General features: G+C 59.2%; 15 protein-coding genes. All 15 read left to right on the top strand.

Translation table 11 applies throughout. The annotated features are described in order from the left end of the window. The first annotated feature begins 21 nt into the window (after positions 1 to 21). On the top strand, positions 22 to 1,017 hold the full coding sequence (fliG, locus tag BMX55_RS10045; RefSeq protein WP_091456880.1) for a flagellar motor switch protein FliG: 996 nt from the start codon (positions 22 to 24) through the stop codon (positions 1,015 to 1,017). After that, positions 1,001 to 1,831: a FliH/SctL family protein gene (locus tag BMX55_RS10040; protein WP_091457266.1), complete on the top strand. Its 831-nt coding sequence runs from the start codon at positions 1,001 to 1,003 to the stop codon at positions 1,829 to 1,831. Before fliG ends, BMX55_RS10040 begins: the two co-directional genes overlap by 17 nt. Continuing rightward, positions 1,821 to 3,215, top strand: coding sequence for a flagellar protein export ATPase FliI (gene fliI, locus BMX55_RS10035; protein WP_091457262.1), 1,395 nt, complete (start codon positions 1,821 to 1,823; stop codon positions 3,213 to 3,215). The genes BMX55_RS10040 and fliI overlap by 11 nt, the downstream gene beginning before the upstream one ends. Positions 3,216 to 3,225: 10 nt before the next feature. Beyond that, positions 3,226 to 3,684 carry a flagellar export protein FliJ gene (locus BMX55_RS10030; protein ID WP_091456876.1) on the top strand — a complete coding sequence of 153 codons (459 nt, stop codon included), beginning with the start codon at positions 3,226 to 3,228 and terminating at the stop codon, positions 3,682 to 3,684. A gap of 18 nt (positions 3,685 to 3,702) precedes the next feature. Continuing rightward, positions 3,703 to 5,067 carry a flagellar hook-length control protein FliK gene (locus BMX55_RS16730; protein WP_245751375.1) on the top strand — a complete coding sequence of 455 codons (1,365 nt, stop codon included), beginning with the start codon at positions 3,703 to 3,705 and terminating at the stop codon, positions 5,065 to 5,067. 152 nt (positions 5,068 to 5,219) lie between these two features. Then, positions 5,220 to 5,777 carry a flagellar basal body-associated FliL family protein gene (locus tag BMX55_RS10020; RefSeq protein WP_245751373.1) on the top strand — a complete coding sequence of 186 codons (558 nt, stop codon included), beginning with the start codon at positions 5,220 to 5,222 and terminating at the stop codon, positions 5,775 to 5,777. A gap of 19 nt (positions 5,778 to 5,796) precedes the next feature. Beyond that, a complete protein-coding gene (gene fliM, locus BMX55_RS10015; protein WP_091456873.1) occupies positions 5,797 to 6,801 on the top strand; it encodes a flagellar motor switch protein FliM in 1,005 nt (334 codons plus the stop codon). Further along, positions 6,791 to 7,234 (top strand): flagellar motor switch protein FliN, encoded by a 444-nt coding sequence (fliN, locus tag BMX55_RS10010; RefSeq protein ID WP_091456871.1) that lies wholly within the window; start codon positions 6,791 to 6,793, stop codon positions 7,232 to 7,234. Before fliM ends, fliN begins: the two co-directional genes overlap by 11 nt. Before the next feature lie 7 nt (positions 7,235 to 7,241). Continuing rightward, positions 7,242 to 7,598 carry a FliO/MopB family protein gene (locus BMX55_RS10005; protein ID WP_091456867.1) on the top strand — a complete coding sequence of 119 codons (357 nt, stop codon included), beginning with the start codon at positions 7,242 to 7,244 and terminating at the stop codon, positions 7,596 to 7,598. A 16-nt stretch (positions 7,599 to 7,614) separates the two neighbouring features. Then, a complete protein-coding gene (fliP, locus tag BMX55_RS10000) occupies positions 7,615 to 8,361 on the top strand; it encodes a flagellar type III secretion system pore protein FliP (RefSeq protein WP_091456862.1) in 747 nt (248 codons plus the stop codon). Positions 8,362 to 8,373: 12 nt separating this feature from the next. Continuing rightward, the gene (fliQ, locus tag BMX55_RS09995) at positions 8,374 to 8,643 is read left to right on the top strand and encodes a flagellar biosynthesis protein FliQ (protein WP_091456858.1); all 270 of its coding nucleotides are present in this window, start codon (positions 8,374 to 8,376) and stop codon (positions 8,641 to 8,643) included. A gap of 15 nt (positions 8,644 to 8,658) precedes the next feature. Next, positions 8,659 to 9,429, top strand: a complete 771-nt coding sequence (gene fliR, locus BMX55_RS09990; RefSeq protein WP_091457252.1) for a flagellar biosynthetic protein FliR — start codon at positions 8,659 to 8,661, stop codon at positions 9,427 to 9,429. A gap of 81 nt (positions 9,430 to 9,510) precedes the next feature. Next, positions 9,511 to 10,017 carry a MarR family winged helix-turn-helix transcriptional regulator gene (locus tag BMX55_RS09985; RefSeq protein ID WP_091456855.1) on the top strand — a complete coding sequence of 169 codons (507 nt, stop codon included), beginning with the start codon at positions 9,511 to 9,513 and terminating at the stop codon, positions 10,015 to 10,017. A 20-nt stretch (positions 10,018 to 10,037) separates the two neighbouring features. Beyond that, positions 10,038 to 11,480 carry an efflux transporter outer membrane subunit gene (locus tag BMX55_RS09980; RefSeq protein WP_091456852.1) on the top strand — a complete coding sequence of 481 codons (1,443 nt, stop codon included), beginning with the start codon at positions 10,038 to 10,040 and terminating at the stop codon, positions 11,478 to 11,480. A gap of 51 nt (positions 11,481 to 11,531) precedes the next feature. Continuing rightward, complete coding sequence (locus BMX55_RS09975) at positions 11,532 to 12,770, top strand: HlyD/EmrA/EmrK family protein (protein WP_091456848.1); 1,239 nt, start codon at positions 11,532 to 11,534, stop codon at positions 12,768 to 12,770.

Below are 12,770 nucleotides of genomic sequence, written 5' to 3'. Positions count from 1 at the left end.
TAACCAGAATGGATTTTCACCATGGATGACCAAGGGCTTAACGACGCTGCCGTGTTTCTGATGTCTCTGGGCGAAGAAGAGGCTTCAGAGGTGTTCAAGCACTTCTCGCCCAAAGAAGTGCAAAAGCTCGGTGAGGCCATTGCGCGTATGCGTTCGGTCTCGCACGACAAGGTCAACGAGGTGGTGCTGAAATTTACCAATGCCGCTGCGGCGCAAAGTTTGCTGGTGTCTGATACCAGCGACTATGTGCGCTCGGTGCTGCGCCGTGCTTTGGGCGACGACAAAGCCTCTTTGCTGATTGACCGCATTTTGCAGGGCGGCGACGTCTCAGGCATTGAGAGTTTGAAGTGGATGGACCCGCTGTCGGTAGCCGAACTGTTGCGCAACGAGCATCCACAAATCATTGCCGCCATTTTGGTGCATTTGGATTATGAGCAGGCCGCAGCAGTACTCAAGCAGTTTACTGACCGCCAGCGCAGTGAAGTCATGCTGCGTGTGGCGACCCTCGAAGGTATCCAGCCGGTGGCGCTGAAAGATTTGAACGAGGTGCTGTTCAAGGTGCTGGCCGGGGGCGACAAAATTCGCAAGACGTCCCTGGGTGGTGTCAAAACAGCGGCAGAAATTATCAACTTGCTCGGCTCCAACATCGAATCTTCGGTGCTTGAATCGATTGGCAGCCACGACCCAGAGTTGGCGCAAAAGATCATGGACAAGATGTTCGTGTTCGAGCACATGACAAAGCTCGACGACCGCTCTATCCAAGTGGTGCTGCGCGAAGTGGCTTCCGAAACCCTGATCGTCGCCCTGAAGGGGGCATCTGCCGAGTTGATGAACAAGTTTCTCAACAATATGTCCAAACGCGCCTCGGCGGCCCTCAAAGAAGACTTGGAGGCCCGTGGCCCCATGCGCTTGTCCGAGGTGGAAGAGCAGCAAAAAGAAATCATCAAAATTGTGCGCCGTCTGGCCGATGAAGGCCAAGTGGTGATTGGTGGTGGTGCCGATGACAGCTTCGTCTAAACCCCGCAACGTCTATGCCCGCTTCATCCCCCGCGAAGAGGTGGGGCATGTGGTGCCAGTGCAGTTTTCGGCCATGGGCAACGGCGGTTTTTCTGCCCTGACCTTTGGGCCTAATACCTCAGTGGCTGAGCAAAAAGCCAAAGAAGAAGCCCAGCGCCAGCAAGAGTATGAGCGTGAGCAGCAAGCCCAGCAAGCGCAGCAGCAAAAGCTAGAGCAGGCCCGCCAACAGGCTTACGCTTTGGGCGTGGAGCAAGGCTTGGCAGAGGGCTTAGAGCAAGGCCATCAGCAAGGCCACGCCCAAGCCACACAAGAGTGGCAGCAGCGTATGGACGATTACGCCCAAGGCCAAGCCAAAGAAGCAGCCACCCGGCTCGATGCAGTGGTGCGCGAACTAGGGGCCGATCTGCAAGCCATGCAAGCCTATTTGGCCCAGCATGTGCTGGAGCTGGCCTGCGATATTGCCCGCCAAGTGGTGCGCCAAGAATTGCACATCAACCCCAAGGCCCTAGAGCCGGTGGTGCGTGAAGCGCTGGATATGCTGGTCACTGATGGCCGTCCGGCCACCGTGCGCCTCAATCCACAAGACCATGCCATCGTGGCTGAAGCCCTGCGCACAGAATTTGCTGATGGCGCCGTGCAGTGGGTGTCTGATGCAGCGGTGGCTCCGGGCGGTTGTATGGTCGAGTTGGCAGGGGCGGTCATTGACGGCCACTTAGAAAAGCGCTGGCAGCGTGCCATTGCTCCGTTGGGGCTGGATTTGCCTTGGAAGCCTGAAGCGTTGCCCCAGAATGAGGGTGCCAGCCATGACCACTGAAGATAGCACCGCCGCTTGGGCGCAGTTCATAGAGGGAGCTAAGACCCGTGTGGCCAGTGGTGTAACGCTAGAAACGCGCGGCACCCTGACCCGCCTGACCGGGCTGGTGCTAGAAGCCAAGGGCATCCGCGTGCCGGTAGGTTCACAATGCTTTTTAGAGATGCCCGGCAAGGAGCCGGTACTGGCCGAGGTGGTCGGTTTTGATGGCGAACGGGCCTTTTTGATGCCCGCCGGTGACATCCATGGTATCTCCAGCGGAGCTAGTGTGGTGCCCGCACCGCCCTATGTGCCTACGCCACGGCTGGGTGAAGAAGTGCGCCCGATCACGGCGGTGGGCATGTTGCGCCTACCAATGGGCGATGGCTTGCTGGGCCGGGTAGTCGATTCCCAAGGTTTACCGCTCGATCATGGTGGCCCGCTGCAAAATGTCAGTGCCGAGCCTATGAATCGGCAGCAAATTAACGCCATGGATCGCGACCCGGTGCGCACAGCACTTGATACCGGGGTGCGCGCTATCAATGCGCTGCTCACTGTGGGCCGAGGCCAGCGGCTGGGGCTGTTTGCTGGCTCTGGCGTGGGCAAGAGCGTGCTCTTGGGCATGATGGCCCGCTACACCGAGGCAGACGTCATTGTTGTCGGCTTGATTGGCGAGCGTGGCCGCGAAGTCAAAGAGTTTGTAGAAGACATTTTGGGCGCCGAAGACCGGGGCCGGGCCGTCGTGGTGGCCGCCCCTGCCGATGCACCACCCCTGCTGCGTATGCAGGGCGCTGCCTACGCCACTGCCGTGGCCGAGCATTTCCGCGACAAGGGCAAGCATGTGCTGCTGCTCATGGACTCACTCACCCGCTATGCGATGGCCCAGCGCGAGATCGCCTTGGCTATTGGCGAGCCACCGGCCACCAAGGGTTATCCGCCCTCGTGTTTTGCCAAGTTGCCCGGCTTGGTCGAGCGCAGCGGCAATGGCCTGCATGGTGTGGGCTCTATCACCGCCTTTTATACCGTGTTGTCAGAGGGCGATGACCAACAAGACCCGATTGCCGATTCGGCACGGGCTATTTTGGATGGGCACTTTGTCTTGTCGCGCTCTTTGGCCGAGATGGGGCATTTTCCGGCCATTGACATTGAACAATCGGCCTCGCGGGTCATGAACAACGTGGTCAGCCGCGAGCATTTTGAATTGGCACGCAAGTTTCGCGCAACCTATTCGCGTTACCAAAAAAGCCGTGATTTGATTCAGGTAGGCGCTTATATGAGCGGTTCTGATCCGCAGTTGGACGATGCCATCCTGCGTCATCCGGCGATGGTGGCCTTTTTGCAACAAGGGATGCACGAGGCCGCGTCGCTGGAAGACAGTTGTGCTGTGATGGCACAGATACTAAAGTAGGGCGAGCACCATGGCTGTCCCTTCGGCATTGCGAGGCTTGATGGTGGCGGTCGAGGCCGCACAGCGCCAGCGCGATGAGGCCCGGCGGCGGCTGCAAAGTGCCCGCCAAGCCCAAATGGCAGCGCAAGGTCAGATGGAGCAGTTGCAGGCCTACGCCCATGAAACCGAAGGTCGCTGGGGTATGCGTGCCAATGTCACGATGGCCCCTGAGGTCATGTTTCACCATTACCAATTTATGGATCGGCTCGGCCATGCTATGGGCTTGCAAACCACTGTGGTGCAAGACCATGAATGCCGGGTGGCCCAAGCCCAGCAGGCCTTACTACAAACCGAGTTGCGCCTCACTAGCCTGCAAAAACTGACCGATAAGCGCCACCAAGAGATTGAGAAGGCCCAAGCTCGCCGCGAGCAAAAACAAACCGATGAACGTGCTGCATTGCAGTACCTCCAGCAACGCAAGGGCCTGTAAGGGCCAGGAGCCGAGATGATGGAAAAAATGCGCCCCCCCAGTCCTTCGCAGCCAACGCAGGCAGCCCACGGCACCACACCAGCCAAAAACCGCCCTGCTCTCGCCCAAGGTACGGCTGGAGCAGGTGATTTTCTGGGGCTGCTCACGGCATTGGGCGATAACCTGCTTTCTGGCGTACCTGTCTTAGATGCCGATGGGGCACTCGCCTTGGATGTTGCCGGAGACAAGAGCGCACCGTTAAAAAAATGGCCCAGCTTAGAGGCCACGGCTACAGACTCTTCTGCTGCTACAGCCTCTTTGCTGGCCTTGCAGGCTGGATTTGCTGGGGCTACCCAGGCCCCCTTGAGTTCTACCCAGTCTGCCACCATCACCCCGACTGATACCTTATCGTTAGGGGGGCATAACGCCTTGCTGGCAGCACCAACTGTCACTAACGCCTTAGCGGCTGGTTCCCGTGGTGTTGCGGTAGCCAGCAGTGGTGGTGAGCTGGGGCTGGTGGCACAAACTGCCGCTCTGGACGGAGCCACCGAGGCCCAAGCCGAGCAAGGGTTGGGCGCAGTGGCTAAAAAGCCCACGGCCTCGCGGTGGGCCAGCCCGGCCACTGAGGCCCTGACGGCCCGCAGTACCCTGAGTCTGCGCCAAGAGCCCACAGAGCGCGCCGCCTCTCAGGCCGCTTTGGTCTCGGCTTTGCAGGCCGCCGTTGGCGGGGCCGATGCACCGCGTGATCCACTAGCCGCTGGTGCAGGGCAACAGCAAAACGTATCGGGCGCGCCCTCCTACTCTTTTGAACCCCCGGTCGCCTTTTCAGGGCAGGATGTGGGCTTGAGCAGCCAAGGGCAAAATGCGGGCCGTGGCGGCGAAGGTGGTCGCGGTGCCTCAGGTCAAAACTCTGATGCCGGTGCGCTCTTTGGTATCGATGGTTTGATGGCAGAACCTGCCAGCGTGGGCGAAGCGCCGGTTTTTGATGCGGCCAGCGCTTTGCCCGCAGAAGATGCGGTGGCCGAACAGGTGTCGTACTGGGTCAACCAAAATATCCAAAATGCCGAGTTGACGGTCGAGCACGCTGGCCACCCAGTAGAAGTCACGGTGAGTCTCAGTGGCAACGAGGCCCATGTCAGCTTCCGTAGTGACCAAAACGAGACCCGTGCCTTGCTCGATGCCAGTGAGGCCCAGTTGCGTGATTTACTGGAGAGCCAAGGCCTGAGCTTGTCAGGCATGACAGTGGGTGATTCGGCCATGCAAGGCGATGGCAACAATAGTTCTGACCCGCGTAACGGTGCCAAGGGCACACGCCAGAGTGCCACGGTGCAGGCCAGTGTAGCTACAAACGGTCAGCGCAGCGTGGGCACCGTCACAGACAAAGCGGTAGATATCTTTGTCTAATGCGGCTAAAAGGCGTTGGAATACCAAGGCTTTGGTATTTTATTCTGGCTATTATCGGGGATTCATCGTGCCCATAATGCACACAGTCTCCCCAGAGATGTCCGTACCCGCTGCGGGTACCCGTCTCCTGCTTGTTGCAAGGAAATTCCATCGTGTCATCTAAAACCCCGGCTGACGACTCTGCCCCCCAGCCTGCCAAGGGCAAGAAAAAGTTGATCATTATTGGCGCTGTCGTGTTCGTGCTGCTCCTTGTCGGGGGGGGCGCCGCTTTCTGGATGATGTCCCAAAAAGCTGCGGGAGAGGAAGGCGGCGATGCCGCCCATACCGAGTCCAAAGCCACGGTGCCTACCTTTTTGCCACTCGAAAACATGGTGGTCAATCTGGCCGATCCGGGTGGCGACCGCTTTGTCCAGTTGGGTATCACCCTCGAAGTGGCCGACGAGAAAATGGCCGATCAGCTTAAAAAGCTCATGCCCAGTGTGCGCAGTAGTGTGCTGATGCTGCTGTCGCAGCGCACCACCGAAGAACTGTTGCGCCTAGAGGGTAAAGAAAAGTTGGCTGCCGACATCCAACGCGAGGCGGGCAAGGCCCTAGGCTTTAAACCTCCAGCGGCGCGTGCTGCCGATGCTGCCGAAGAAGAAGACGCAGCACCACGGCGGCGTCAAAACCCAGTGCGCCGGGTGCTGTTCTCCAGCTTTATCATCCAATGATGCCGATGGGGTCGCTGCCATGAGCGAATCGTTTTTATCCCAAGAAGAGGTCGATGCCCTCTTAGAGGGCGTTACGGGTGAAAGCCAAAAACATGCCGAAGAGGTGCATGAAGATGGCGAAGTGCGCCGCTACGACATCTCTAGTCAAGAGCGCATTGTGCGCGGGCGTATGCCGACGATGGAAATCGTCAACGAGCGCTTTGCCCGCAACTTTCGTATCGGCCTGTTCAACTTTATTCGCCGCAGCCCTGAAATCTCAGTCGGTACGGTGGCGGTGCAGCGCTACAGCGCCTTTTTGCGCGAGCTGGCGGTACCCACCAACTTCAATATCGTCGCCATCCGGCCCCTGCGCGGTAGTGGCTTGATCGTTTGCGAGCCCTCCTTGGTGTTTGGCATCATCGACACCCTGTTTGGCGGCGTGGGCAAATTTCAGACCCGGATTGAAGGGCGCGATTTCTCGCCCACCGAGCAGCGCATCATCAACCGCTTGGTCGATGTGATCTGCGCCGAATACAAAAAAGCGTGGCATGGTATCTATCCGCTAGAGCTAGAGTACCAGCGCTCTGAAATGCAGCCGCAGTTTGCCAACATTGCTACACCGAGCGAAATTGTGGTTTCCACGGCATTTCAGTTAGAAATTGGCGATTTGGCCGGGGCCATCCACATCTGTATGCCCTACGCCACGATGGAGCCAATCCGCGATGTGCTGTACTCCTCTACACAAGGCGATTCGATTGAGGTCGATCGCCGTTGGGTGCAGGTGCTCACGCGTGAAATCCAGTCGGCAGAGGTCACATTAGTGGCCGAGCTGGCCCGGGCTGATGCCACGGTGGAGCAGTTGCTGGCTATGAAGCCGGGCGATTTTATTGAGCTTGACCGCGAGCCGCGCATTCGGGCCTCCATTGGAGGGGTGCCGGTATTCAATTGCCAATATGGCACACACAACGCTAAATACGCAATTCGTATCGAAGAATGTCTGCGTACTACAGATCTGAGCTGGATGGGAGATAAGAATGGCAAATGAAGAAGCAAGCAGGCCCGCAGGAGATGATGCTTTTGCAGGTTGGGCCGAGGCGCTAGAAGAGCAGAAAAAATCCGACGATCACCCAGATATCGACGCCGAACAGGGTGGGCCATTGGCGGGGGAGCCGTTGCGGCCTTTTGGCCCTGGCGCAGATGCACCCCCCATCAACGACATCAATATGGTGCTGGACATTCCGGTGCAGTTGTCGGTGGAGCTGGGGCGCACCAAGGTGCCGATCAAATACATTTTGCAACTGGCCCAAGGCTCGGTCGTTGAGCTCGATGCGCTGGCCGGTGAGCCGATGGATGTGTTGGTTAACGGCTACTTGATCGCCCAAGGCGAAGTCGTGGTGGTGAACGACAAATTTGGTATCCGCCTGACCGATGTGGTCACGCCCTCGGAGCGGCTGCGCCGCGTCAGCCGTGGCGGATAGTGGCAGCATGACCCAGACCTTAGTGGTCGTGGTCTTGTTTATTGGTGCTATGGCTATGGCGCCGTGGTTGCTGCGCCAATGGCAGCAGCGCCATGCCACCGCCCAAGCACAAGCTGGGGTGGCAGCCAAGGTGTTGTCGGTAGTGGCTGTAGGGCCACAGCAGCGCGTCGTAACGGTAGAAATTGCCACCGACCAAGAAAAAACCCGGTTAGTTTTGGGCGTGACGGCACAACATATCAGTTGCTTGCATGTGCTGCCAGTGGTGGCTGCTGTCTCAGCAGGTGCGCCGCTGCCGTTTGCCCAAGTGGTGGCGGTGGCACAGGCCGCCCAAGCCGTCAGTGCGAAGGATGCAGGCCATGTGTGACACGGGACGCAAGGCGATGGGTGCCGCCGCAGCACTGGGTGTGGGCCTGTTTGCGCTGGCCTTGCCTGCCCCCGTGCTGGCTCAAGCGGCGGGCAGTTTGCCTATTTTGGTTGGTTCGGGTGGAGGTGGCACCAGTTTTTCTGTGCCCATTCAGACGTTGCTGTTTTTTACGGCGTTGTCTTTTTTGCCCAGCATTTTGCTCATGATGACGGGGTTCACGCGCATCGTCATCGTGTTGTCTTTGATTCGCCAAGCGTTGGGCACCCAAGCGGCACCGCCCAATCAGGTCATCATTGGCTTGTCGCTGTTTCTCACGTTTTTTGTCATGGGCCCCACGTTGGACAAGGTGTACAAAGAGGCTTATGTGCCCTACACCACCAATGCCATGACTTTTGAGCAGGCCGTGGCTAAGGCCGAGGTGCCTATGCGCAGTTTTATGCTCAAGCAAACGCGCCAAGCAGATTTTTCACTGTTTGCCAAGTTAGCCAAGCTTGACCCCGCCACCACGGCAGAAACCGCCCCCTTGCGGGTGTTGATTCCGGCATTTGTCACCAGCGAGCTCAAATCGGCGTTCCAGATCGGCTTCATGATCTTTATCCCGTTTTTGGTCATTGACATGGTGGTTTCCAGCATCTTGATGTCTTTGGGCATGATGATGCTGTCGCCGGTGTTGGTGGCCTTGCCGTTCAAGCTGATGCTGTTTGTATTGGCCGATGGCTGGAACCTGCTGGTAGGCTCGCTGGCGGCCAGTTTTGTCACCTGACGAAGGAACCCCATGACACCCCAAATGGTGCTGACCATCGGCGGTGAGGCGCTCACCCTGCTGCTCATGATTTCCATGCCCGTGCTGGGTGTGGTGCTGGCCGTTGGTTTGCTGGTGAGTATCTTTCAGGCTGTCACGCAAATTCACGAGGCTACGCTGGCTTTTGTGCCCAAGCTGGTCGCTGCCATGCTGGTGTTTGCCATCGCAGGCCCTTGGATGTTGAGCACGCTGGTGGACTATATCCGCCGCACCTTGGAAGCCATTCCCGGCATCGTGGGCTAAATGGCTGCCCCCGGCTTGATTACCTTCTCAGAGGCCCAGTTGGTCGGGTGGTTGTCGCCCATCCTCTGGCCTTTTTTGCGCGTGCTGGCGCTGTTTACCGCCGCACCATTGTTTTCCATCCGTGCCATTCCAGCCCGCACCAAGGTCGGGCTGGCTTTTTTTGTCGCGGTGTGTGCCCAACCTATGCTGGCCGAGCAGCCGATGGTCATGTTCAACGGCCCAGCCGCGCTAGAGACCGTGTTGCAGCAATTGGGGGTGGGCTTGGCCTTGGGCTTTGCCGTGCGCTTGGTGTTTGCCTCGGTGGAGCTGGCTGGTGAAGTGATTGGCTTGCAGATGGGCCTGAACTTTGCCTCTTTTTTCGACCCCACCAGCAACGCCCAGATCAGCGCCGTGGGCCGCTTTTATGGCCAGATGGCGCTGCTGCTGTTTGTCGTTATCAATGGGCACCTGCTGCTGATCATGGCAGTGGTCGATAGCTTTAGCCACTTTCCAGTCAATGGCAATTTTTTGCAGTCGCTGGGCCAAATGAAGTTGCACCAATTAGGCTCTTCGTTGTTCTCTAGTGCGTTGTGGATTGCTTTGCCCCTGATGGCGCTGCTGCTGTTTGTCAATCTGACGATGGGTGTCATCTCGCGGGTTGCACCCCAAATGAACATCTATGCCGTGGGCTTTCCGGTCACGCTCACGGTGGGCTTGCTCGGCATCATGGCTACTTTGCCCATGCTAGAGCACCCTGTCCTGACCCTGATGCAGCAGGCGATTGACCTGTTTTCTGCCCAGAAATAGTTTTTCCGTTATTTCCGATAGTTAAAGTCGGAATTATTTAATTGACCAGACAATAATTGCCTGGTCAATTAAATTCCGGGTATGTCCACACCACCTCTCTCGCAAAGCCATTTTTATTCTCCAGAGCAGTACGAACCCTGCCAGAGCGTGGGCTACTTGATGCGCAAGGTGGTCGAATCCATCCGTGTGCAGGCCGATGCTCGGTTGGCGGTGCATGGAGTCACAGCGGTGCAATGGGTGCCGCTGTTTCTGTTGCTCAAATCGGGGCGTGCCACTGTGGCTACTTTGTCGCGTGAGATTGAGGTCGATCCGGGGGCCATTACCCGGGCGCTGGATCGACTGGAAGCCAAAGGGCTAGTGCAGCGCCAGCGCTGTAGCGATGACCGCCGCGTGGTGTATGTGATCTTGACCGAGGCGGGGCGCGCAGTAGCAGAACAGGTGCCCGCCGTGCTGGCCGAGGTGCTCAATGGACATCTGTGTGATTTCAGCGTGGAGGAGTGGCAGCAATTACAGCATTTGTTGCAGCGCATGTTGGTCAATGGCCGCGCTTGGTGTCAAACCCTTGATGCAGAAGCCCCAGATCTTTGACCCTTTGTTGCAGGTAGCCCATGCCGATTTCCATTTTTTCTTCCCGCACTGGTCGCATGGCTTGGGTGTTGGCCGCTTTGGTCACTGCCGGTTGTGCTGCCCCTGGCCCTGAGCACCCACCGTTAGTCACCACCACGGCGGCTATGCTGGGCCTTGGAGCTGCCGACACCACGGTGGTGCCAACGCAATGGTGGCAGGGGCTGGGTGATGCGCAGCTCAATCAGTTGATGGCTCAGGCCCTGCAAGGGCATCCCAGTTTGGCAGCGGCCCGCGCCCGGCTGGCCCGTGCGCAGGCGCTGGCCGATGTTAGCCGCAGCACAGACGGCCCCCATGCCAGCTTAGGCGCTGATGCCACGCGCCAGCACTACAGCGCCCACGGTTTGGTGCCTGCCCCCATCGCCGGAAACACTTGGAACAGTGCTAATCTGCAAGCCACTGTGGGCTGGTCGCCCGACTTCTTTGATCGCAATGCCACAGAGCTGGCGGCGGCTTTGGGTCAGGCACGGGCTGCTCAGGCCGATGCCGCCGCAGCCACCCAAGTGCTGGCGGCGCAAGTGGGGCGCAGCTACATTGCCTTGGCTCGGTGGTTGGCCCAGCAGGCCGTGGCAGAGCAAACGCTGGTACAGCGCCAAGCCCTGTGGGATCTGACGCGGCAACGTGTGGCTGCCGGTTTGGACAGTCAGGTGGATGCCACGCAAGCCCAAGCGGCCTTGACCGAAGCACAATCCCAACAAGAGGTGTTGCAAGAGCAAATCACCTTGGCGCGGCGTCAAATTGCGGTGCTGTGCGCCCAAGCCCCGGATGCCCAATCTGCCTTGACTCCCCGGCTGGAGCACTTGACGCTGGAGCCTGTCCCCGACACCTTGGGTGCTGACCTGCTGGGCCGCCGTGCTGACGTGGTCGCTGCCCGTTGGCGCGTCGAAGCGGCTACGCAAGGGGTAGCGCTGGCGCGCACTGATTTTTACCCCGACATCCATTTAGGTGCCTTCATCGGTCTGAATGCACTGGGCCTGAACCACCTGCTCTCTACCGGAGCGCGCCAAATGGGTGTCACACCCGCTTTGCGCTTGCCGCTGTTTGACGGTGAGCGCCTGCGTGCCCAACTGGGTAGCCGTCAGGCCGAACTAGACGCCGCTATTGCCCAGTACAACGGTGCGGTGCTCGAGTCGGTCAAGCAAGCGGGCGATGCTATCGCCTCAGCGCAATCGCTGGCCCGCCAACACAGCTTGCAAGCCCAAGCCAGCGCGCAGGCCCAGACCAGCTACCGCTTGGCAGCACAGCGCCACCAAGCGGGCCTGTCCAATACCCTAGCCTTGTTGCACAGCGAAAGCCAAGTGCTGGCACAGCGGCGTCTGGCTGTGGATGTGCGTGCGCGCCAACTCGACACCCAGATCGTGTTGATGCAGGCGCTCGGTGGTGGCTGGCATGACGACACTGCCCCCTTGACCACAGCTACCCGCTGATTCTCTCACCCTTGGATTTCCGATTGCCCTGCATCTGAAAGTAGTACGCCGATGAGCACCCTGACCCCTAACGAGATGAAAACCGCGCGCCGCCGTGGTCTGGCCCTGATCGCTGCTGCCACCGTGGTCGGGGGGCTAGGCTGGGCGGGCTGGCAATGGTTGCACGCCGGGAATTTTCAAAGCACAGACAACGCCTATGTGGCGGGCCATGTCGTACAAATCACGCCACAGGTGGCGGGCACCGTGGTGTCCATCGGGGTAGAAGACACCGAATTTGTCCGGGCTGGGCAGGTGCTGGTGCAACTTGATGCCGCAGATGCCCGCATCGCGCTGGAGCAAGCCCAAGCACAGTTGGCCCAGACCGTACGGGAAGTGCGCACGCTGTTTGCCAACCATGGCGCACTCAAGGCGCAGATCCGTCTGCGTGAGGCTGATTTGGCCCGTGCCCAAGCCGAGGCGGTGCGGTTGCAAGACGATGTCAACCGCCGTGCCCCCCTGCTGGCTACCGGCGCGGTGGCACAGGAAGAACTCCAACACGCCAAGGCCCAGTTGACCTCGGCCCAAAGTGCGGTGGCTGCGGCCCAATCTGCTTTGCTCACGGCCAAAGAGCAACTGCTGGCCAGCCAGACACAGACCGATGGCACCACACCGCAAGAGCACCCCAGTGTGCAGCAGGCTGCGGCCCATGTGCGCGAAGCCCATTTGGCCTTGGAACGTACACAATTGCGTGCCCCGGTCGATGGGCATATTGCCAAGCGTGGTGTGCAATTGGGCCAGCGCGTCGCTGCCGGTGCCCCCTTGATGACCGTGGTAGCCCTCGACAAGCTCTGGGTTGATGCCAACTTCAAAGAAAGCCAGTTGCAGAGCCTGCGCATAGGCCAGCCTGCTGAATTGACCGCCGATGTTTACGGTAGCAAGACTGTTTACCACGGCACGGTGGCCGGTCTGGGGGCTGGCACGGGCGCGGCCTTTGCGTTGCTACCTGCGCAAAATGCCACTGGCAACTGGATCAAAGTGGTACAGCGGGTGCCGGTACGTATTGCGTTGGATGCTAAAGAGGTAGCCGTCCATCCGCTGCGCGTAGGCCTGTCGATGGAGGCCGTGGTGGATGTACACCAGCAGGAGGGTAAATCGCTGGCAGACACACCGCGCACCGATCCTGCACAGATCACCCAAGTGTTTAACACCCCCCAGCACACTGCGGATGCTGAGGTGCAAGCCATCATTGCTACCCATTTGGGCCACCCGCCGGTGGCGGTTGCCAGCAGCACCACCCGTGCGCAGCCATAA

This window comes from Giesbergeria anulus (assembly GCF_900111115.1).
GTDB lineage: Bacteria > Pseudomonadota > Gammaproteobacteria > Burkholderiales > Burkholderiaceae_C > Simplicispira > Simplicispira anulus.
The sequence above is the reverse complement of the archived record's forward strand: the minus strand, read 5'-3'. Positions and strand labels throughout refer to the sequence as shown.

Coding starts and splice junctions, on each gene's coding strand:
- fliI (WP_091457262.1), top strand. CDS start 1,821: ATGACCACTGAAGATAGCACCGCCGCTTGGGCGCAGTTCATAGAGGGA.
- BMX55_RS16730 (WP_245751375.1), top strand. CDS start 3,703: ATGGAAAAAATGCGCCCCCCCAGTCCTTCGCAGCCAACGCAGGCAGCC.
- BMX55_RS09975 (WP_091456848.1), top strand. CDS start 11,532: ATGAGCACCCTGACCCCTAACGAGATGAAAACCGCGCGCCGCCGTGGT.
- fliG (WP_091456880.1), top strand. CDS start 22: ATGGATGACCAAGGGCTTAACGACGCTGCCGTGTTTCTGATGTCTCTG.
- BMX55_RS10030 (WP_091456876.1), top strand. CDS start 3,226: ATGGCTGTCCCTTCGGCATTGCGAGGCTTGATGGTGGCGGTCGAGGCC.
- BMX55_RS09980 (WP_091456852.1), top strand. CDS start 10,038: ATGCCGATTTCCATTTTTTCTTCCCGCACTGGTCGCATGGCTTGGGTG.
- fliN (WP_091456871.1), top strand. CDS start 6,791: ATGGCAAATGAAGAAGCAAGCAGGCCCGCAGGAGATGATGCTTTTGCA.
- fliP (WP_091456862.1), top strand. CDS start 7,615: ATGGGTGCCGCCGCAGCACTGGGTGTGGGCCTGTTTGCGCTGGCCTTG.
- fliQ (WP_091456858.1), top strand. CDS start 8,374: ATGACACCCCAAATGGTGCTGACCATCGGCGGTGAGGCGCTCACCCTG.
- BMX55_RS10040 (WP_091457266.1), top strand. CDS start 1,001: ATGACAGCTTCGTCTAAACCCCGCAACGTCTATGCCCGCTTCATCCCC.
- fliM (WP_091456873.1), top strand. CDS start 5,797: ATGAGCGAATCGTTTTTATCCCAAGAAGAGGTCGATGCCCTCTTAGAG.
- BMX55_RS09985 (WP_091456855.1), top strand. CDS start 9,511: ATGTCCACACCACCTCTCTCGCAAAGCCATTTTTATTCTCCAGAGCAG.
- BMX55_RS10005 (WP_091456867.1), top strand. CDS start 7,242: ATGACCCAGACCTTAGTGGTCGTGGTCTTGTTTATTGGTGCTATGGCT.